At 69.3% G+C, this 19,135-nt stretch carries 19 protein-coding genes; 10 read left to right on the forward strand and 9 right to left on the reverse strand.

Annotated features, from left to right (window positions below; translation table 11 throughout):
* Positions 1-313: 313 nt before the first annotated feature.
* The 5 genes from OG223_RS35535 to OG223_RS35555 all read right to left on the reverse strand — a co-directional run bounded on the left by OG223_RS35535 (position 314) and on the right by OG223_RS35555 (position 3,377).
* Positions 314-790, reverse strand: a complete 477-nt coding sequence (locus OG223_RS35535) for a MarR family winged helix-turn-helix transcriptional regulator (protein WP_329257547.1) — start codon at positions 788-790, stop codon at positions 314-316.
* A gap of 92 nt (positions 791-882) precedes the next feature.
* Positions 883-1,680, reverse strand: coding sequence for an AIM24 family protein (locus OG223_RS35540; protein WP_329257551.1), 798 nt, complete (start codon positions 1,678-1,680; stop codon positions 883-885).
* Positions 1,677-2,327 carry an AIM24 family protein gene (locus tag OG223_RS35545; protein WP_329257553.1) on the reverse strand — a complete coding sequence of 217 codons (651 nt, stop codon included), beginning with the start codon at positions 2,325-2,327 and terminating at the stop codon, positions 1,677-1,679. Before OG223_RS35545 ends, OG223_RS35540 begins: the two co-directional genes overlap by 4 nt.
* A 1-nt stretch (position 2,328) precedes the next feature.
* The gene (locus tag OG223_RS35550; protein ID WP_329265642.1) at positions 2,329-2,961 is read right to left on the reverse strand and encodes an AIM24 family protein; all 633 of its coding nucleotides are present in this window, start codon (positions 2,959-2,961) and stop codon (positions 2,329-2,331) included.
* Between the two features lie 77 nt (positions 2,962-3,038).
* Positions 3,039-3,377 carry a DUF6191 domain-containing protein gene (locus OG223_RS35555; protein WP_329257557.1) on the reverse strand — a complete coding sequence of 113 codons (339 nt, stop codon included), beginning with the start codon at positions 3,375-3,377 and terminating at the stop codon, positions 3,039-3,041.
* Positions 3,378-3,525: 148 nt separating this feature from the next.
* On the opposite strand from OG223_RS35555, the gene OG223_RS35560 reads away from it, so the two are divergent.
* Complete coding sequence (locus OG223_RS35560) at positions 3,526-3,870, forward strand: DUF3817 domain-containing protein (protein ID WP_329257559.1); 345 nt, start codon at positions 3,526-3,528, stop codon at positions 3,868-3,870.
* Positions 3,867-4,160 (forward strand): MTH1187 family thiamine-binding protein, encoded by a 294-nt coding sequence (locus tag OG223_RS35565; protein ID WP_215209053.1) that lies wholly within the window; start codon positions 3,867-3,869, stop codon positions 4,158-4,160. The genes OG223_RS35560 and OG223_RS35565 overlap by 4 nt, the downstream gene beginning before the upstream one ends.
* 237 nt (positions 4,161-4,397) lie before the next feature.
* Here the strand turns inward: OG223_RS35565 and OG223_RS35570 are convergent, their stop codons facing one another.
* Entirely contained in the window at positions 4,398-5,423 is a 1,026-nt protein-coding gene (locus OG223_RS35570; RefSeq protein ID WP_329265644.1) for an aminoglycoside phosphotransferase family protein, read from the reverse strand.
* A gap of 230 nt (positions 5,424-5,653) precedes the next feature.
* Here OG223_RS35570 and OG223_RS35575 point away from each other — a divergent pair, with 230 nt between their 5' ends.
* Both OG223_RS35575 and OG223_RS35580 read left to right on the forward strand, forming a co-directional pair.
* On the forward strand, positions 5,654-7,438 hold the full coding sequence (locus tag OG223_RS35575) for a glycosyltransferase family 2 protein (protein ID WP_329257567.1): 1,785 nt from the start codon (positions 5,654-5,656) through the stop codon (positions 7,436-7,438).
* A 3-nt stretch (positions 7,439-7,441) separates the two neighbouring features.
* Positions 7,442-9,397: a kelch motif-containing protein gene (locus OG223_RS35580; protein WP_329257569.1), complete on the forward strand. Its 1,956-nt coding sequence runs from the start codon at positions 7,442-7,444 to the stop codon at positions 9,395-9,397.
* Positions 9,398-9,426: 29 nt separating this feature from the next.
* Here OG223_RS35580 and OG223_RS35585 read toward each other — a convergent pair whose 3' ends face one another.
* Together OG223_RS35585 and OG223_RS35590 are read right to left on the reverse strand one after the other, a co-directional pair.
* Complete coding sequence (locus tag OG223_RS35585; protein WP_329257572.1) at positions 9,427-10,419, reverse strand: glycoside hydrolase family 6 protein; 993 nt, start codon at positions 10,417-10,419, stop codon at positions 9,427-9,429.
* 330 nt (positions 10,420-10,749) lie between these two features.
* Positions 10,750-11,733: an ArsR/SmtB family transcription factor gene (locus tag OG223_RS35590; RefSeq protein ID WP_329257575.1), complete on the reverse strand. Its 984-nt coding sequence runs from the start codon at positions 11,731-11,733 to the stop codon at positions 10,750-10,752.
* A 129-nt stretch (positions 11,734-11,862) separates the two neighbouring features.
* Between OG223_RS35590 and OG223_RS35595 the strand changes: the two genes are divergently transcribed.
* The 4 genes from OG223_RS35595 to OG223_RS35610 all read left to right on the forward strand — a co-directional run bounded on the left by OG223_RS35595 (position 11,863) and on the right by OG223_RS35610 (position 15,820).
* Positions 11,863-13,107, forward strand: a complete 1,245-nt coding sequence (locus tag OG223_RS35595; protein ID WP_329257577.1) for an MFS transporter — start codon at positions 11,863-11,865, stop codon at positions 13,105-13,107.
* A gap of 22 nt (positions 13,108-13,129) precedes the next feature.
* Entirely contained in the window at positions 13,130-13,639 is a 510-nt protein-coding gene (locus OG223_RS35600; protein WP_329257580.1) for a MarR family winged helix-turn-helix transcriptional regulator, read from the forward strand.
* A 66-nt stretch (positions 13,640-13,705) separates the two neighbouring features.
* Entirely contained in the window at positions 13,706-14,044 is a 339-nt protein-coding gene (locus tag OG223_RS35605; protein ID WP_329257583.1) for a DUF3817 domain-containing protein, read from the forward strand.
* Between the two features lie 75 nt (positions 14,045-14,119).
* Positions 14,120-15,820: an acyl-CoA mutase large subunit family protein gene (locus tag OG223_RS35610; RefSeq protein ID WP_329257585.1), complete on the forward strand. Its 1,701-nt coding sequence runs from the start codon at positions 14,120-14,122 to the stop codon at positions 15,818-15,820.
* 174 nt (positions 15,821-15,994) lie between these two features.
* Here the strand turns inward: OG223_RS35610 and OG223_RS35615 are convergent, their stop codons facing one another.
* Positions 15,995-16,621, reverse strand: a complete 627-nt coding sequence (locus tag OG223_RS35615) for a TetR/AcrR family transcriptional regulator (RefSeq protein ID WP_329257589.1) — start codon at positions 16,619-16,621, stop codon at positions 15,995-15,997.
* Positions 16,622-16,845: 224 nt separating this feature from the next.
* Here OG223_RS35615 and OG223_RS35620 point away from each other — a divergent pair, with 224 nt between their 5' ends.
* Both OG223_RS35620 and OG223_RS35625 read left to right on the forward strand, forming a co-directional pair.
* Positions 16,846-17,823, forward strand: a complete 978-nt coding sequence (locus tag OG223_RS35620; RefSeq protein WP_329257592.1) for a tetratricopeptide repeat protein — start codon at positions 16,846-16,848, stop codon at positions 17,821-17,823.
* Positions 17,824-18,470: 647 nt separating this feature from the next.
* Positions 18,471-19,124 (forward strand): DUF6230 family protein, encoded by a 654-nt coding sequence (locus OG223_RS35625; protein ID WP_329257595.1) that lies wholly within the window; start codon positions 18,471-18,473, stop codon positions 19,122-19,124.
* Positions 19,125-19,135: the final 11 nt, after the last annotated feature.

Raw genomic sequence — 19,135 nt, forward strand, 5'->3', positions numbered from 1 at the left:
GGGACACCGGAGGTGGTGCTCGGCACGGTGGCTGCGCTGACGGGCATGTGCGCGCCCCCACTTGGACCCGCCATGCGCTCCGTGTGGGCCGAACTCGTCGGCGACCGGGGGCTGTTGCAGCGCGAACGGTGGGGCCTTGTCTTGGCTGCCGGTTCGTCGTGGCTGGTCGCGCCCACGCGGCGGTAGCCGCACATCGGACACAGCCCCGCACCCCTGAAAGAAGGGCGTTGCCGTGCACGGGATTTGAGGACCAGGCCCCTTCAGGGACGAAGCGGGGGTCCGGGGGCGGCCGCCCCCGGACCCCCGCTTCGACCTAGGGACGACCCCGTTGGCCTCGCAGATGTTCCGCGATCGGCTTCAGTGTTTTGTCGAGTTCCGACAGGCCCTCGGGAGTGACGAGGTCGATGAAGTGCCGCCGTACGGACGCCACATGATGGGGCGCGACCTTCTTCATCGTCTCCAGGCCGTGCTCGGTCAGCACCGCGTACAGTCCCCGGCGGTCCGACTCGCAGTTCTCACGCCGGACCAGATCCGCGTTCTCCATGCGCGTGATCTGGTGCGAGAGGCGGCTCTTGGACTGGAGCGTGGCGGCCGCGAGGTCGCTCATCCGCAGCCGTACGTCCTCCGCCTCGGAGAGATTCACCAGAATCTCGTAGTCGTTCATCGTCAGGCCGAACGGCTGCAGATCCTTCTCGAGTTGGTACGTCAGCAGCCTGTTGACCTCCAGGTGGGTGCGCCAGGCGCACTGCTCCTCATCGGTCAGCCAGCGCGTGGCCGTCTCGGTCTCCATGAATGAAGTCTACCTAAAATGTTGAAAGGCGAACTAGTGAGGGTGGCGTGACGGCGCGCACACGTTCGACGTCACACTCCGCAGACTACCGCTCACAGCCCGAAGCGACGCTGGAGGTCCCCGAGCTGTCCGGGAAGGCGCGGTACGCCCGCTTGCTGTGCGGGGCCTGTGGGGGCCCCGCCTCCGCCCGGTACCCCTGGCTCGTGCGGCACAACCCCGGTGGCCTGCTCGGCCATGAGGGTCTCCGAGGACTGGAGCAGCACCGTGCCCGCTCCGACGAACTCGAACTGGTGCTCCTCGCCGGAGGCCCCGCCGATGCCCGTCATCGCACGTAGGCCGCCCATCAGGCCGGTCATGTACGCGTGGTCGTAGTGATGGCACGGGGAGGGGCAGTCGGCCCAGCCGACGAGGGCCTGCGGGTCCACTCTGATCGGGGGTTCCATGAACACCACCGGGCCGTTCGACGCGGCCACGAACTTGCCGGTGCCGATCAGTGTCAGAAAACCGGGAACGATCGACTGCTTGAGCGCGAGAGTTGGCTGAAAAGCGAGCAGGTTGCCCGAGCGAATGGTCAGGTTGCCGTCTTCGAGGTCGTACGAGTTGACGTCGAAGGCCCGGTCGGCGAGCAGCATCTTGCCCGAGCCCTCCGCCACGACCCAGTCGCTCGCGTGCAGAGGCGAATGGAAGGACGTACGGACAAGTCGGTCGAGTCGCCCGTGCCCGATGCCGTTGAACTCCATCGAGCCGTAGTAGGCGATCATCTTGCCCTTCTGCAGGAACCACTGGCTCCCCTTGAGCTCCACGCAGAAGGTGTACTTGTTGACGTTGTCGTCGACCGGCAGGGTCATCGGGTCGTAGACCGTGGGGCCGGACCCCGCGTACTGGCTCACAGCTTCTCCTCCGACGCCTGGACGTACACCGCGCCGCTGCCGCTCAGCTCCAGTTGGAACGCCTCGCCGGAGCCCCGGCCCACCATGTCGCGCCAACCGAGCGCCGTGGACAGCTTGTTGCGTACGTCGCCGTGGTGGGCGACGTAGGCCTGCGGGTCGACATGGACGGGTCTGCCGGGGGTGATCGGCACCTCGAAGACCCCGCCGTGGGCCATCACGGCGACCGCGCCCCGCCCCTGGAGCGTGGTCGTGAACAGACCCTGGCCGGTGACCTGGCCGCGGACCATGCCCATGACCCCGCCCTGCGAGCCCATGAACATCGTGCCCTGCTGCAAGGTGCCCTCGAAGGCGAGCAGGCGGTCGGCCTCCACGTAGAGGGTGTCGCCGGTGAGCTCGATGATCTGGATGTGGTGGCCGCCGTGACCGAACATCACGGTGCCGCTGCCCTCGACGGTCATCAGAGGGGTCGCCTCGTTCGCCACCCGGCGCCCGATCATCGACATGACGCCGCCCTGGCCGCCCTGGATGTTCGGGGTGAAGGAGACGTCGCCCTTGTAGGCGAGCATCGCGCCGCGCTGGCTGTACAGCCGCTGGCCCGGCATCACCGTGGCCTGGATCATCTTCGAGTTGATCTCGGTGAACGTCATGTCACACGTCCCCCGCGATCGTGTTCCGCTCGCTGGGCTGGACGTAGACGAGCCCGTCGCCCTCGAAGCGGATCTGGAAGGCCTCGCCGCCGCCCTCTCCGAAGAGTGTGCGGAAGGTCACACCGGACTGGAAAGACTGGTTCAGGTTCCCCTGGTGCGCGATGTACGCGCCGGGGTCGACGGTCAGCGGGTACTGCCGGCTCACCCGCAGCACCACCGCGGGGCCGTCCGACACGATCGCCGCCTGGCCGTGCCCTTCGACGGTCGTCGTGAACAGGCCGTTGCCCTGCGAGGCGCCGCGCATTCCCGTGAACGTCGTGCCCGTCCTGAGGCCCGCGTCGGTCGCGAGCAGGTTGCTCGACTCGACGTACAGCTTGTCCCCCTGGAGATTCACGAGGTTGATCTCGGACGCCCGGTCCGCGAACCAGCAGGTCCCCTGCCCCCTCACCTCCATCACCGTCATCTGCTCACCGGTGAGCCGCCGGGTCACCATCCCCCGGATGCCCTCACCGCCGCCGCTCATCTTCTTGAAGGCCATCTGCCCGTCGTACGCGACCATCGAGCCGTTCTTCGCCTTCACGGCGTCCCCGGTCATGTCGACGGCGAGCACCTTGCTGCCCTGGAGTCGAAACATCGCCACGGTGCGAAGGTAACCGCACGGGCGCGGTCGAGGACAGGGCCTGTGGGTGGAGAACGACCCTGACCTGCCCCCTAGGGAGTGTCGCGGGACGCTTCGCCGGACGCGCCGCGCAGTCGTACGACCGCCGTTCCCGCGCCCAGGTCGACCGTGGACCACGGCGGGTCCCCGTCCTCCTCGTCGTCCCGCATCACCAGCGCGCTCTGCCGTTCCTTCAGCTCGGTCTGCTTGCCCGGCGACAGGCTCGCGTGCAACTGCTCGAAGCCGGTCGCGGATATCTGGCCCTGCCGGCCCGCGTTCCGCCAGGGGAGCATTCCCGCGCGGCCGGCCTTCAGGAGCAGTTGGTCGAGGAAGGCGAGTGCGGTCAGCAGGACCACAAGCCCGGGCAGCGTCATGAAGAAAACGAACTGCACGGGCGCTCCCGGGATGTCGGCGGCGGACCTCGGTCTCGAACCCCAGTCTCGACCCCCGGTCCCGGCTCGCTCAGCCGTTTGCCACAATGGGTGAACGTTTGTGCTCGCGTTCACAAACTGTGGACGTCTCCCTCACCGAAGGTGACCTGTGGACATCAAGACCGCCACCGCCATCCGCCGCCTCCGCCTGGTGTCGGCCCCCGAGGCCGTGTCCTTCCTCCTCCTGCTCGTCTGCTCGGTGCTGAAGCGGACCACGGACTTCAACGCGGTGCCTGTGATGGGCATGGTCCACGGCGTCCTCTTCATCCTCTACGTCCTCTTCTGGATCGACGCCTGGAACCGCACCAAGTGGGGCGCGAAGACCGCGGCCTTCTACTTCGTCCTCTCCGTGCTGCCCACCGGCGGCTTCTTCGCCGAGCGCAAGCTCAAGCGCGAGGCCGAGAACGCGCTCATCGCCTCCCGCGCCCGCCAGCAAGGGATCGTGAACGCATGATCGTCGCCTTCTCCGTGACACCGCTGGGTGTCGGCGAGGACGTGGGGGAGTACGTCGCCGACGCCGTCCGCGTGGTCCGTGAGTCCGGCCTGCCCAACCGCACCGACGCGATGTTCACCAGCGTCGAGGGCGACTGGGACGAGGTCATGGACGTCGTCAAGCGCGCGGTCGCCGCGGTCGAGGCCCGCGCCCCGCGCGTCTCGGTCGTCCTCAAGGCGGACATCCGCCCCGGGGTGACGGACGGCCTCACGTCCAAGGTGGAGACGGTCGAGCGGCATCTGGCGGAGTAGCGCGAACACCCTTGGGAGATGAGGGGCTGGGGTCCAAAGCCGGGATCCAAAGCCGGGGCCCAGGGCATTCCTGCCCTGCGGCCCCGGCGCGCTCCTCGACGAAGACCACGACCGGTCGGACCACGACCGGTCGGACCTGGGCCGGCACCTTCGTCAGCCCGGCCATGACCGCGTCGATCGTCTCCTCACCGCGCCCGAGCCGTCACCCGCGACTCCCCATCACCGCCCCGCAGTCGCTCACCGCACCTCCTCCACCGCCCCACTCAACCGCGCCACGACCCCCAGGTCCGGCACCCGCCCCAGCGCGGCGACGACCTGCCCGTTCGCGAACTCCCGTTGCTCCGCCGTCACCGTCGGGTCGATCGCGCACTCCGCCTGGACGTACACGTAGTTGAGGTCGGTCGCGAAGAGCATCGAGAAGGACTGCGGCCCCTGTACGACGGCACGGCCCCCGGCACTCCGATAGGCCCGCGCGACCCGCACGCCCGCCTCGACGCGACCCTCGTTCCCGCCCGACCACACGAACAGGGCGCGGGCCAACTCCCGTTCCGCCGAAGCGGATCCGGCGTTGTCCCAGTCGAGGAGGACGGGGCCGGCCGGGGTGACCAGGACGTTCTGCGGCTGTAGGTCGAGGTGGGACGTCACCAGGTCGCCGGGGTCGGACGGGGTCACCCACCGCGCCAACTCCTGTGCGGAGGTGCCGATGAACCGGCCCAGCGCGTCCGCCCACGGCAGCCCGGCCCGCCGCACCCTCCCGTGCAGGTCCTCCCATTCGGCGTCCTGAGGGCACCGCTCGTACCAGGCGCCCGGCAGCTCGCTCTCGCCCGCCCCTGCCCGGTGCAGCAGCGCCATGGTCCGCCCGAACCAGTCCAGGATGTCCGGGTCGGACACGTCCGCGGGGGTCCCGTCGATCCAGTCGTACAGCTTGATGTGGGAGCCGGCGGAAGGGCCGGAACCGGAGGTGGAAGGGAGACCGGAGCCGGAACCGGAGCCGGGGTCCAGGCGGGAGACATGTGTCCCCTCCCTATGGGGCATCAGCCGCGGCGACGCGATGCCCAGCCTCTCCGACGCCGCCCGTAACGCGGCCTCCCGGCGGACCTGGTTCTCGTCGCAGCCGAAGAGCAGTTCCTTGACGGCCCACGAGGAACCGTTGCCGGACAGCTTCCAGATCTGGCCCAGCGCGCCCCGGGTGACGGGCGTCAGCGTCCACGGTCCGGCGCCGAGCGCGTAGGTCTCGGCGATGAGATCGGCGGTGTCGTGCATGCGGGTGCCTCCCGGGACGCTGCTGAGGATCATGACCGGGGCATTCTCCCCGAGCCGCCCCCGCACCCCGTTCCGCCGCCGGAGGCAACCCCCCACCCACCTGGACGCACCCAGTTCGACACGCCCTCAATTCTCCACTTGTGTGGGGTTATCGGTCCGGTCGATCTTCGGAACCCAACGGCTCCGGCGGTCCCCGGGCGTCGATCACTCCTCAATCATTGGAGGGCGCTGTGCGGCCGGAGGGCTACGACTACGACACCTACAGCCGACTGGCCGGGCCGCTCACCGAGCCGTCCGGTGCGTCGTACCAGGTGCAGTACACCTCGCTCCTCTCGCGCGAGCCCCACCGAATACGCGCTGTCCTCCTGATGAGCCTCGCCCCGGTGCTCACCGCCGCCCTGCTCGTCTACCTCGTCTGGCCCACCCACTGGGTCGAGCGCGAGGGCGGTCAGGAGTGGATGGTCGGCCTCGACGTCGCGATGCTGATAGCCATCGGCCTCATCGAACTGTTCATGGTCGTCAACGTCGCCTCCGTCGCCCACGCCACCCTGGTCGCCCGCGACCCGATCCCCGTCGTCCCCGAGGCCGGCACCCGCGTCGCCTTCCTCACGACGTACGTCCCGGGCAAGGAACCCCTCTCCATGGTCCGCGCCACCCTCGAAGGCGCGGTCAAGGTCACCCACACCGGACCGGTGGACGTCTGGCTCCTCGACGAAGGTGACGACGAGCAAGCCAAGGCCCTGTGCGCCGAGTTGGGCGTACGGCACTTCACCCGGCACGGGGTTCCCGAGTGGAACCGCCCCAAGGGCGTCCACAAGGCCCGTACGAAGCACGGCAATTACAACGCCTGGATCGCGATGCACGGCGGCGACTACGAGTTCTTCGCCTCCGTCGACACCGACCACGTTCCGCTCCCCAACTTCCTTGAGCGGATGATGGGTTACTTCCGAGACCCGGACGTGGCCTTCGTCGTGGGACCTCAGGTGTACGGGAACTACCACAACCCCGTCACCAAGGCCGCCGAGTCGCAGCAGTTCCTCTTCCACGCGTTGATCCAGCGCGCCGGCAACCGCTACCGCGCCCCCATGTTCGTCGGCACCAACAACGTCGTACGGATCGCGGCCGTCAAACAGATCGGCGGGCTGTACGACTCCATCACCGAGGACATGGCCACCGGCTTCGAACTCCACCGCCACCGCAACCCGTTGACCCGCACGCACTGGCGGTCCGTCTACACCCCGGACGTGCTCGCGGTGGGGGAGGGGCCGGCCTCCTGGACCGACTTCTTCACGCAGCAGATGCGGTGGTCGCGGGGCACGTACGAGACGCTCATCAAGCAGTACTGGAGGGCGCCGTTCACGATGCCTCCGGGACGGCTGTTCTCGTACACGATGATGCTCGTCTACTACCCGATGACGGCCGTCAACTGGCTGCTGGGCATCATGAGTTGCTTCCTGTTCCTGTGGTTCGGGGCCTCCGGCACCCAGGTCGCCGCCTCGGTGTGGCTGATGCTCTACAGCGACGCGGCGGCCCTCCAGATCGGGCTCTACCTCTGGAACCGGCGGCACAACGTCTCCCCGCACGAGCCCGAGGGATCGGGCGGTCTCGCGGGCATGGCGATGTCGGCGCTCTCCGCGCCCATCTACCTGAAGTCCTTCGGTGAGGCGCTCATCCGGCGGCCCAGCCGGTTCGTCGTCACCCCCAAGGGCGGCGACGCCAGCCCGGACCGGGTGATGACCTTCCGGATCCATCTCTTCTGGGCGATCCTCCTGGCGACCTCGCTGGCCGCCTCGGTGATCCTCGACCACACCCACGCGGCCATGCGCACCTGGGCGGTCCTCGCGATGGTCATCTCCCTTGCCCCGCTGGGCGTTTGGGTCGGCTCGCTGGTCAAGGAGCGCCGGGAGCGGCACGCGCTGCTCGGCGGCGCGCGCACCGTCGACACGGCCGAGCCCGCGCTCGCCACCACCGGGGCCGGTCCGTCCGTCTCCAGCACCACGACAGGGGGTAGCTAGACCATGGCGTACCAGCCGTCCCAGAAAACCAGGAAGACCGTCCTCGGTATCGGCGGCATCGCCGTCCTGGCCGGCCTCAACGCGCCGGCCGCCCTCGACTTCGCCGGTGAGCAGTACCACGAGTACAAGATCACGCGGCCCGGCTACATGGCCAAGTACGGCTCCTGGGACCAGATCGACATCCCGAAGGAGTACCGCACCAACGCCATCCACGCCTCGCTGCTGCACACCGGCAAGGTCTTGATCGTGGCCGGTTCGGGCAACGAGCAGAAGAAGTTCAACGCGGGATCCTTCGACACCGTGTTGTGGGATCCGAAGGCCAACACCTTCAAGAAGATCCCGACCCCGGTCGACTTCTTCTGCGGCGGACACAGCCAACTCCCCAGCGGCAACCTGCTGGTGGCCGGCGGCACCGCCCGCTACGAACGCCTCGACGGCGAGGTCAAGCGGGCCGGCGGCGGCATGCGCGTCAAGAACGAGAACCCCAACAAGCCGATGTTCCTGAAGAAGGGCACCGTCTTCCGCTCACCGGCCGGCGTCGACTACGTCACCAGGTTCGACGTCACCGTCCCCAAGGCCAAACGCGAGTTCAAGGTCACGTACAACGCCCGTGGTGTGATGCAACCTTGGCAGACCAAGGTCACCGCGAGCGAGGTCCGCGTCTTCGTCGAGGCGACCGAGGCGGGCCCGATGTCGGTCACCGAGAAGCAGGCCCAGTACGACGTCGTCGGCCTCAAGGGCATCGACGCGAACAACACCTACGGCCTCTCCGAGAAGATCACCCTCGACAAGCAGGACTACCAAGGCATCCGCGCCGCCTACGAGTTCGACCCGAAGGCCGAGCGGTACATCTCCGTCGACCCGATGGACAAGGCCCGTTGGTACCCGACCCTCGTCGGCCTCGACGACGGCCGCGTCCTCGCCGTCTCCGGGCTCGACGACGTCGGTGTGATCGACCAGGGCGACAACGAGATCTACGACCCGAAGACCAGGAAGTGGACCCCGGGCCCCAAGCGCTACTTCCCCACCTACCCGGCCCTCTTCCTCACCAAGGGCGGCAAGCTCTTCTACCCGGCCTCCAACGCCGGTTACGGACCCGCCAACAAGGGCCGTGAGCCCGGCCTTTGGGACCTGAAGACCAACAAGTTCACCAAGGTGGCCGGGCTGCGCGACCCCGAGGAGACCGAGACCTCCTCCTCGCTGCTCCTCCCGCCCGCCCAGGACCAGAAGGTGATGATCCTCGGCGGCGGAGGCGTCGGCGAGTCCAAGAAGTCGACCCCGCGCACGGCGGTCGTCGACCTCAAGCAGGACAGCCCCGTCTTCAAGGACGGACCCGATCTCCCCCAGGGCACGCGGTACTTGAACAGCGTGATCATGCCGGACGACTCGGTCTTCACCACCAACGGCTCCTCGGACTACCGGGGCCGCAGCGCCAGCAACATCTTCAAGGCGCAGTTCTACGACCCGAAGGGCAACGCCTTCCGCGAGGCCGCCGCCCCGATGGTCGGCCGCAACTACCACTCCGAGGCACTGCTGTTGCCCGACGGCAGAGTCGTCACGTTCGGCTCCGACCCGCTCTTCGACGACCAGGCCAACACCAAACTGGGCCACTTCGAGCAGCGCATGGAGATCTTCACCCCGCCCGCGCTGCACAAGAACGGCGGCGACAGGCCCGTACTGCAGGACGGTCCGGAAACCCTGGACCGCCACCACCGGGCGACCTTCCGCACCGACCACCCCGACCGCGTCGTCAAGGCCCGTCTGATGCGGCCGAGTTCGGTCACGCACACGACCGACGTCGAGCAGCGCTCCATCGAGCTCGGCCTGGTCAAGGACGGCAAGTCGGTGACCGTGGACGTACCGAACGACCGGGCGCTGGTGCCGCCCGGCTGGTACATGCTGTTCGTGACGGACGCGCAGGGCACGCCGTCGGAGGCCAAGTGGCTTCAGGTGCAGTGAAGTTGACCCGGCTGAACTGAACTGCCGTGCTACGCCTTGGAGTTGCGTGCCAGCTCCAGGGCGTACTCCGGCCACCACTGCCCGGCGTCCGGCCCGCCCTCACACGTACCGTCCGAGGCCCCGGGCCGCTTGATCCACAGATAGGCGTCCAGGGATGCCTCGCCGGTGTCGGTGGTCGGGCGGGTGCCCAGGCCCCGGCCCGGCGGATTGCACCAGGCGCCGGGCAGCGGCCCGTTGCCGTTGCGGCTGGTGTCGACGACGAAGTGCTTGCCGCCGAGGTCCCGGGACAACCGGACGCCGTACTTCTTCGTCACGGCGTCCGTCTGGAAGTTGGACACGTTGAGGGAGAACCCGTCGGCCTCCTCGACGCCGGCCCGCTTCAACGGTTCCACCAGCTTCCAAGGGTCCTGGATCCAGGCCGGGTTGCCCGCGTCGAGATACACCTTCGTCCCGGACTGCTGCTTCAGCCGGACGACCGCCTCGCTCAGCAACTGCTCCCGCTCGCCCTGGTATTCGCCAGGCGTGCACCCGTCCACCATGTGCGCGACGGCATCGGGTTCGAGCACGACTAGCGCCTTGGAGTTCCCCAGCGCCTCGGCGAACTTCCCGATCCACGCCCGGTAGGCGTCCGCGTCCGCCGCCCCGCCGGCCGAGTGCTGACCGCAGTCCCGGTGCGGAATGTCGTACGCCACGAAGACCGCCGTACGCCCCTCCTGCCGCGCGGCCGCGGTCGCCGCCTTGATCACCGGGCCGGGGTCGAGCTCCCCGGCCGGCCACAGTGCGGCCGGCTCCTCGGCGATCCGCTTGAGCAGTGCGGCGTCCTGGGTACGCCCCTCCCGCTCCCACATCTGGATCTGCTCGGCCGCCGGACTCGCCGGGTCGACCCAGAAGGACGTGGAGTGTGCCGGGTCCTTGGACCGGGCACCGGCGACGGCGGCCTCGTCGACGTCGGCGCCGGACGAACAGCCCACCGCCAGCCCGAACACCGAGAGCACCGCGAACGTTCGGATCAGCCGGGACATGCCGCTCCCTTGCGCGAGGGGACATTAAGTGATGATTCGTCAGCAATTGTGGACGATGCATCACCGCACCGGGCCCTGGCGCGCCGGTCGGCCGGTCCTGCACTGTGCTGGGCCCCGGCGTGCCGGTCGGCTGCCGCGTGAGGTCGGGGCGGGTTCCTGGGGGTGCTTTTTCGTGCGCCGGGTCGGGTGTTGGTGTGTCGGGCGGCCGGCGCCTCAGGTGGGCGCGGATTCCCGGTGGTGTGCGGTGTCGGGTGTCGGCGCACCGTGTCGAGCTCTGGAGTGCGGGTCGGTCGTCGGGTGAGGCCGTGGCGGATTCCCGGTGGCGTGCAGTCAGTCGCCGCCCGTGGCCAGCGCGATCCCCAGCGGTGTCCGTTCGTAGAGCACCTGATGGCCGTAGCGTCGCGCCGTGAGCAGGCCCGCGTCGCGCAGCACCGTCAGATGCGCGGACACTGACGAGGGCGCGAGACGGAGACGGTGGGCGAGGGCGGTCGTGGAGGCGGGTTCGTCGAGGGCGGCCAGCACGGTGGCCCGGCCGCGCCCCAGCAGTCGTAGCAGCGCGTCCGGGGTGTGGTCGGCGGGCTCGGCCCACAGGGCGCCTATGCCACGGGCCGGGTAGGCGAGCGTCGGCTGCCAGGGGTGCTCGAAGGTGCTCACCACGTTCGGCCAGATGAAGACGCTCGGCAGCAGCACCAGGCCCTGGCCGCCGAGCCGGCGCTCGTGCTCGCCCCGGAAGTCCACGGTCAGCGTGCCGGCGTCCCAGGCGCAGTGCCGGCTGATCTCCGGGAGCAGCACACCCAGCCCGACCTCGGCGAGCCGACGCGAGTGGAAGGCGATGTCCGCCTCCAGCAGGGCGCGCAGCCGTGGCCAGTCCGGTGCGACCAGGGTGCGCCAGACCGCCTCCATCGCATCCGCCAACTCCTCGATCATGCGGGCGGGTTCACGCAGCCAGGCCCGGCCGCGCGCGGACTCCAGCGCGCCCGGGGTGTCCGCCAGTGACTTGGCCGTGTCTGCCCGGGCCTGTGCCGGATCGGCCGCGCGGACGGCGGCGATCTCCTGCTCGAAGGTGGCCGAGGGCCCGATCGGCGGCGGGCACAGCCAGTCGGGACAGTGCCCGGTCTGCGGCATCAGCAGCCACAGCGGCGCGAGATCGAGGCCGGCCGCCGCCGCACCGGTCCGCCGCAGCCAGGCCGTGTGATAGCCCTGCCGCTCGGGCCGCTTGAGCGTGCGCACCACCTCCTGCGTCTCCCAGAGCGGCGACACGGCGAACCGGCACCTGAGGAAGTCGTCCTCCCCGAAATACAGCCGCGACGGCATGCCCCACCCCCAGAAGAACCAGAAGAACCAGAAGAAACGAGAAGAACCAGACCAGAAGAATCGGCTCGGAAGATTCGGCCGTGCCCGAAACTCTAGGATGCCTCGGCGCCGCCGAGCACGCTGCTGCCCATGCTCCAAGCCCCGCCCGAACCACCCACCGGCTACCGCCGTGTCCTCGCCGTCCCCGAGTTCCGCGTCGTCTTCGCCGCGCACGCGCTCTCCCTCCTCGGCGTCGTCGTCACCGAGATCGCGCTCTCCGTCCTCGTCTACGACCTCACCGGCTCGCCCCTGATGAGCGCGCTGGCGTTCGCGGTGGGCTTCCTGCCGTATCTGATCGGCGGGACACTGCTCGCCGGGGTCGCCGACCGCTACCCGGCCCGACGTGTGCTGGTGGTCTGCGACCTGGTGTGCGCGGCCTGCGTCGCCGCGATGGTGACGCCGGGCACCGGCATCGCCGTCCTGCTGCTGCTCCGCTGCGCCCTCGCCGTCGTCTCACCCGTGTTCGCGGGCACCCGGATGGCGACGCTCGCCGACATCCTCGGCGACGGCGACCTCTTCGTCCTCGGCCGCTCGCTGCTGCGGATCGTGTCGCAGAGCGCGCTGCTCGTCGGGTTCGGGTTCGGCGGTCTGCTGCTCACCGTGGTCTCCCCGCGGCACGCCCTGCTGATCACCGTCGCCACCTTCCTCACCTCCGCCGCCCTGCTGCGCCTCGGCACCCGGCGCCGCCCCGCCCGGAGCAGCGGCGGGGGCGCCCTGCTGGCCGACTCCCTCAAGGGCGCCCGGCAGGTCCTCGCCGACCGCCGGGTGCGGGCGCTGCTCCTGCTCTTCTGGCTCCCGGCGATGTTCGCCGTCGCCCCGGAGGCACTCGCCGCGCCCTACGCGGCCGAACTCGGCGCCGGTTCGACCGGGTTGGGGCTGCTGATGTGCGCCCTGCCCGTCGGCACGATCGCCGGCGAGCTGTACGCCGGCTCCCGGCTGCGCCCCGCGACCCGGCAGCGGATCGCCCTCCCGCTGGTCTGCTGCACCTTGCTTCCCTATCTCGGCTACGCCTGTCGGCCGGGCCTCGCCGTCTCCCTCGCGCTGCTGACGGTCGCCGGCGCCGGGTCCGCGTACACGCTGGGCCTCGACCAGTGGTTCGTACGGGACGTGCCCGAGGAACTGCGCGGCCGGGCCATGACCCTGCTCACCGCCGGGCTGATGGCCATCCAGGGCGTGGGCATGGCCCTGGCCGGTGTGGCCGCCGAGTTCGCCGGGGTACGCGGGGCGGTCGTGGGCGCCGGGGCGCTCGGCACGGTGTGCTGCGCCCTGCTCGCCGTGGAGGCCCGCAGGACCGCCGGGGGACCGAAAGACGAGACGGGGCTGACCACGATGTGACCGGCCGGTAAGGTCTGGTGCCGTGCCGAAGCCCCTCAGTCTCCCTTTCGACCCCATCGCCCGCGCCGACGAACACTGGAAACAGCGCTGGGGAAACGTGCCCTCGATGGCCGCCATCACCTCGATCATGCGGGCACAGCAGATCCTGCTCGCCGAGGTCGACGCGGTCGTCAAGCCGTACGGACTGACCTTCGCGCGCTACGAGGCACTGGTGCTGCTCACCTTCTCCAAGGCGGGCGAGCTGCCGATGTCCAAGATCGGTGAGCGGCTCATGGTGCACCCCACGTCCGTGACGAACACCGTGGACCGCCTGGCGAGGTCCGGCCTCGTCGCCAAGCGCCCCAACCCCAACGACGGCCGCGGCACCCTCGCCTCCATCACCGACAAGGGCCGCGAGGTCTGCGACGCGGCGACCCGCGACCTCATGGAGATGGACTTCGGTCTCGGTGCCTACGACGCCGAGGAGTGCGCGGAGATCTTCGCGATGCTGCGGCCGCTCAGGGTCGCGGCGGCGGACTTCGACGAGGACTGACCCGGGCGAAGGACGAGGACTGACCCGGGGAAAGATCGCCAGGAACCGGTCGTTACGCTCGTCCTCATGAAAAAGAGCGTGCTGACCCGCTACCGCGTCATGGCGTACGTCACGGGTGTCCTGCTGGTCCTGCTGTGCTTCAGCATGATCGCCAAGTACCTCCTCAAGATCGACGGCGCCGGGAGTTTCACCGAGGTCGTCGCCATCGCGCACGGCTGGCTGTACGTCGTCTACCTGCTCTTCGCGTTCGACCTGGGCTCCAAGGCGAAGTGGCCGGTCGGCAAGCAGCTCTGGGTGCTGCTCGCGGGGACCATCCCGACGGCCGCGTTCTTCGTGGAGCGGAAGATCAGCCACGAGCTGGAGTCGAAGATCGTCGACCCTGCTCCGGTCGCCGCCAAGGTGTAACACCCACCGCCGTACGAGTCGCGTACGGCGGTTGCCCATCGACATTTACTAGGACGTCCTAGTAAATTCGAAGGTATGGACGCTGACGCCATCGCAGAGGGCCGCCGACGCTGGCAGGCCCGGTTCGACGCCGCACGCACGCGTGAGGCCGACTTCACCACGCTCTCCGGGGACCCGGTGGAGCCGGTGTACGGGCCTCGCCCCGGGGACAGGTACGACGGCTTCGAGCGGATCGGGTGGCCCGGCGAGTATCCGTACACGCGCGGGCTGTACGCGACGGGCTACCGCGGGCGGACGTGGACGATCCGGCAGTTCGCCGGGTTCGGGAACGCCGAGCAGACCAACGAGCGCTACAAGAAGATCCTGGCCAACGGCGGCGGCGGGCTCTCCGTCGCCTTCGACATGCCGACCCTCATGGGCCGCGACTCCGACGATCCGCGCTCGCTCGGCGAGGTCGGCCACTGCGGGGTCGCCATCGACTCCGCCGCCGACATGGAGGTCCTGTTCAAGGACATCCCGCTGGGCGATGTGACGACCTCCATGACCATCAGCGGACCCGCCGTCCCCGTCTTCTGCATGTACCTGGTCGCCGCCGAGCGGCAGGGCGTCGACCCCGCCGTCCTCAACGGCACGCTCCAGACGGACATCTTCAAGGAGTACATCGCCCAGAAGGAGTGGCTCTTCCAGCCCGAGCCGCATCTGCGCCTCATCGGCGACCTCATGGAGTACTGCGCGACGGGCATCCCCGCCTACAAGCCGCTGTCCGTCTCCGGCTACCACATCCGCGAGGCCGGTTCCACGGCCGCGCAGGAGCTGGCGTACACCCTCGCGGACGGCTTCGGGTACGTCGAACTCGGCCTGTCCCGGGGCCTCGACGTGGACGTCTTCGCGCCCGGCCTGTCCTTCTTCTTCGACGCGCACGTCGACTTCTTCGAGGAGATCGCCAAGTTCCGCGCGGCGCGCAGGATTTGGGCCCGCTGGATGCGGGACGTCTACGGCGCGCGGTCCGAGAAGGCGCAGTGGCTGCGCTTCCACACCCAGACCGCCGGCGTCTCGCTGACCGCGCAGCAGCCGTACAACAACGTCGTCCGTACGGCAGTCGAGGCGCTCGCTGCCGTCCTCGGCGGGACCAACTCGCTGCACACCAACGCCCTGGACGAGACCCTCGCGCTGCCCAGCGAGCAGGCCGCGGAGATCGCGCTGCGCACGCAGCAGGTGCTGATGGAGGAGACCGGGGTCGCCAACGTGGCGGATCCGCTGGGTGGTTCGTGGTACGTCGAGCAGCTCACCGACCGGATCGAGGCGGACGCCGAGAAGATCTTCGAGCAGATCAGGGAGCGCGGGCTGCGGGCCCACCCGGACGGGCGGCACCCGATCGGGCCGATCACCTCCGGCATCCTGCGCGGCATCGAGGACGGCTGGTTCACCGGCGAGATCGCCGAGGCCGCGTTCCAGTACCAGCGGTCCGTGGAGAAGGGCGACAAGCGGGTCGTGGGCGTCAATGTGCTCCACGGGTCGGTCACCGGGGACCTGGAGATCCTGCGGGTCAGCCACGAGGTGGAGCGGGAGCAGGTCCGGGAGTTGGGGGCGCGGAAGGGCGTACGGGACGAGGCGGCCGTGGCGGCGGCCCTGGACGCGATGCTCGCGGCCGCGCGGGACGGGTCGAACATGATCGGGCCGATGCTGGACGCGGCGCGGGCGGAGGCGACGCTGGGGGAGATCTGCGGAGTGCTGCGGGACGAGTGGGGGGTGTACACGGAGCCCGCGGGCTTCTAGGCCTGTCCGGCGGATCGTGCCGCAGACGCGGGGCGTGGCAGGCACCCGTGAGGGCGTGGGGACCCGTAGCGCGTCGCCGCCCTCCTCCGCCCTGCGGCCGCACGCGTCACCTCCCGCTCACCGACGTCCATCGGGCTCCGCCCATGTCCTGAGACCTGATCCGCCGCACAGACCCTAGGGGTTGTTGAGCGACGTCAGGCCGAGGAGCAGGACCTGGGTGAGGCTGTGGACCCAGCGTTCGTCGGCCGGTTCCGCGCTCACCAGGGTCCGGTGCACCACCGCCCCCGCCACCACGTCGAAGATCAGGTCCGCCGTGCGCGCCGCCTCCTCCGGGTCCGTCTCCGGGGAGAGTTCGCCGCGTGCCTGGGCCCGCGCCCGGCCCTCCACGACCAGGCACTTCTGGCGGTCGACGATCGACTCGCGGATGCGGTCGCGCAGGGCGTCGTCGTGGATGGACTCGGCGACCACCGCCATCAGTCCGCTCTTGGCCTCGGGGCGGGCCAGGATCGCCGCGAACTGGAGGACGACGCCCTCGATGTCGGCGGCCAGCGTGCCCCGGTCGGGGAGGTGGAGTTCGTCGAAGAGTTCGGCGACCGCGTCGACGACGAGTTCGTTCTTGCCGGCCCAGCGGCGATAGAGGGTCGTTTTTGCAACCCCCGCGCGCGTGGCGACGTCTCCCAACGTGAGCCTGGACCAGCCGAGTTCGACCAGGGCCTCCCGGGTGGCCGCGAGGATCGCGGTGTCCGCGGTGGCGCTGCGCGGGCGTCCTGCGGCGCGTGGTGCGGGAGTGCTGCTCTGCATCCCCAGACCATAACCGGCGGTTCCTGTGGTGCAGTGAGGGAGATCACTGGGTACGTCTACCCCGGAGGCACCCGCTGCTATTACGCTACTACCCGTAGCGAAACCACGGGCGCGGGGTGGGGACCCGGCGCCGAACAGCGCGCATGTGGCCTGCAACCGGCTCGCAACAGACCGGCTTTCACAACGCTTTTCATTCACACGCGCGGACGGGGGAGGATAGACGCATGCAGCCACGGAACATGTCCATGAGCGGAGTCGTCGACCTCGCCGCGGTGAAGGCGGCCCAGGAGGCCAAGGTCAAGGCGGAGCAGGCGCGCGCCGAGACCGCCCGGCAGGGAGGCGGCGGGGCCGTCTCGCCGGCCGACCTGGTGATCGACGTAGATGAGGCGGGGTTCGAGAGCGAGGTCCTGCAGCGGTCCACCGAGGTCCCGGTCGTCATCGACTTCTGGGCCGAGTGGTGTGAGCCGTGCAAGCAGTTGAGCCCGCTCCTGGAGCGGCTCGCGCTTGATTACAACGGGCGCTTCGTCCTTGCCAGGATCGACGTCGACGCCAATCAGATGCTGATGCAGCAGTTCGGGGTGCAGGGCATCCCGGCCGTCTTCGCGGTGGTCGCCGGCCAGGCGCTGCCGCTCTTCCAGGGGGCCGCCGCCGAGCCGCAGATCCGGCAGACCCTCGACCAGTTGATCCAGGTCGCCGAGCAGCGCTTCGGTCTCACCGGTCTCGAGATCGACCCCGACGCGGCGCCGGGGGAGCGGCCCGAGGTGGTCGCCGAGACGCCGGCGGGACCGTACGACGGGCTGCTCGAAGCCGCCGTACAGGCCCTGGACGCGGGGGACTTCGGCGGGGCCGTGCAGGCGTACAAGAACGTGCTGAGCGACGACCCGGGCAACACCGAGGCCAAACTGGGGCTCGCCCAGGCCGAGTTGCTGCAGCGCGTGTCCGCCCTCGACCCGCAGCAGGTGCGCACCGAGGCGGCCGAGAAGCCCGGTGACGTGCCCGCGCAGATCGCCGCCGCCGACCTCGACCTGGTGGGCGGTCATGTGGAGGACGCGTTCAGCCGGTTGATCGACACCGTGCGGCGCACGGTGGGTGACGACCGGGATGCCGTACGGCTGCGGCTGCTGGAGCTGTTCGAGGTCGTCGGGGGCGATGACCCCAGGGTGACGGCGGCCCGGCGGGCACTGGCGAGGGCGCTGTTCTGAGCGGGGTGCGGGGCCGGTTCTGACCAGTCGGTAAACCTCGTGACGTGTGATGCCGGAGTGAAAGATTTGCCGACGGTGTGTCACTGCGGCCGCGCTTTACCAAATCTTGGTAATCGCGGCCGCTGTTACTTGGAGTAAGTCAGAGCCGTTGATCTGTCGGATTGTGTCCGAAGATTGAAGCTTTTGTCCTGGCCCACGATGACACCCAGCGTTGTCGACCGATACCGGCGGGTCGTTGTTCGGTTATCCGGCCGTTACTACCCAGTAACGAAGCCCCTTGTGCGGGCGGCGAGAATGCACCACGATCGGCGACGCTCGGTCCATTTCCGCACCCCCGACAGCCGGTCGGGTCCACGGAGTCTCCTGGGTCCCCACCGAGTAGAGCCGGAAACAATGGAGTCGGCTCTTGGGCAGGGGGGTCTTCGCCGTGCGGCGGAGCCTGTCCAGCAAGGTTGTGCGTGATGTGCGTCAGGCGCGACCAGTGGTTGTCGCTCGGGGGTGATCGCCGGTGATCGGTGCGCGGTTCGCGCCTCCGAGGACGGGCGCTCCCCTTCCCGAGGACGTAGCACTTCTCCCATCCCTGCCCGGCTGAGCCGCCATCTGGGGGCAGTCAGGGCCAGGAGATGTACGTCCGAGAAGGAGGAAATATGGAGTCCCAGGTGCGTGGCGGGACGAGATGGAAGCGCTTCGCTGTGGTCATGGTGCCCAGCGTCGCCGCTACGGCGTGTATAGGTGTCGCCCTCGCGCAGGGTGCTCTCGCCGCGTCATTCAGCGTTTCGGGTCAGTCGTTCAAGGTGACGGCGGACTCGCTCGAGGGCAAGGGCTTCGCCCAGTACGGCGCCCTCGACTCGGGTTACACCATGACCGGCGGGAACGCGCTGCACCCGGTCGCGGTCTCGTCGTTCAAGACCGCCAAGATCACCAACATGTGCCAGTCGGTGGTCACCCCGAACATCCCGCTGCTCGGGTCCGTCAGCCTCGTGCTGCACGCGGGCGGCAGCGGTACGCCGGTCCAGGCCGACAACCTGTACATCGACGTCGAGGACCTCAGCGCCGACGCTGTGTTCCACAACATCGACATCGGTGTGGCCGCCGGAGACACGGGCCCGACGAAGGACGGTGGCCAGGGTCCGGGCATGAAGGGCGGCAAGGAGGCGGCGAACCCGTACGGGTTCGCGCAGCAGGCCGAGTCGGTCGAGCTCACCAAGGTGCAGCAGACGGCGTGGGCCACCACCGCCGGAACCTTCAAGCTCAGCGGGCTGAAGATGTCGGTCTCGGCCGGCACCCACGAGTGCTACTAGGCACTTGACGG

The sequence above is a fragment of the Streptomyces sp. NBC_01478 genome (assembly GCF_036227225.1).
Lineage (GTDB): Bacteria > Actinomycetota > Actinomycetes > Streptomycetales > Streptomycetaceae > Streptomyces.

Coding starts and splice junctions, on each gene's coding strand:
- OG223_RS35610 (WP_329257585.1), top strand. CDS start 14,120: ATGGACGCTGACGCCATCGCAGAGGGCCGCCGACGCTGGCAGGCCCGG.
- OG223_RS35615 (WP_329257589.1), bottom strand. CDS start 16,621: ATGCAGAGCAGCACTCCCGCACCACGCGCCGCAGGACGCCCGCGCAGC.
- OG223_RS35620 (WP_329257592.1), top strand. CDS start 16,846: ATGCAGCCACGGAACATGTCCATGAGCGGAGTCGTCGACCTCGCCGCG.
- OG223_RS35550 (WP_329265642.1), bottom strand. CDS start 2,961: ATGTTTCGACTCCAGGGCAGCAAGGTGCTCGCCGTCGACATGACCGGG.
- OG223_RS35590 (WP_329257575.1), bottom strand. CDS start 11,733: ATGCCGTCGCGGCTGTATTTCGGGGAGGACGACTTCCTCAGGTGCCGG.
- OG223_RS35545 (WP_329257553.1), bottom strand. CDS start 2,327: ATGACGTTCACCGAGATCAACTCGAAGATGATCCAGGCCACGGTGATG.
- OG223_RS35565 (WP_215209053.1), top strand. CDS start 3,867: ATGATCGTCGCCTTCTCCGTGACACCGCTGGGTGTCGGCGAGGACGTG.
- OG223_RS35570 (WP_329265644.1), bottom strand. CDS start 5,423: ATGCACGACACCGCCGATCTCATCGCCGAGACCTACGCGCTCGGCGCC.
- OG223_RS35595 (WP_329257577.1), top strand. CDS start 11,863: ATGCTCCAAGCCCCGCCCGAACCACCCACCGGCTACCGCCGTGTCCTC.
- OG223_RS35535 (WP_329257547.1), bottom strand. CDS start 790: ATGGAGACCGAGACGGCCACGCGCTGGCTGACCGATGAGGAGCAGTGC.
- OG223_RS35580 (WP_329257569.1), top strand. CDS start 7,442: ATGGCGTACCAGCCGTCCCAGAAAACCAGGAAGACCGTCCTCGGTATC.
- OG223_RS35605 (WP_329257583.1), top strand. CDS start 13,706: ATGAAAAAGAGCGTGCTGACCCGCTACCGCGTCATGGCGTACGTCACG.
- OG223_RS35625 (WP_329257595.1), top strand. CDS start 18,471: ATGGAGTCCCAGGTGCGTGGCGGGACGAGATGGAAGCGCTTCGCTGTG.
- OG223_RS35585 (WP_329257572.1), bottom strand. CDS start 10,419: ATGTCCCGGCTGATCCGAACGTTCGCGGTGCTCTCGGTGTTCGGGCTG.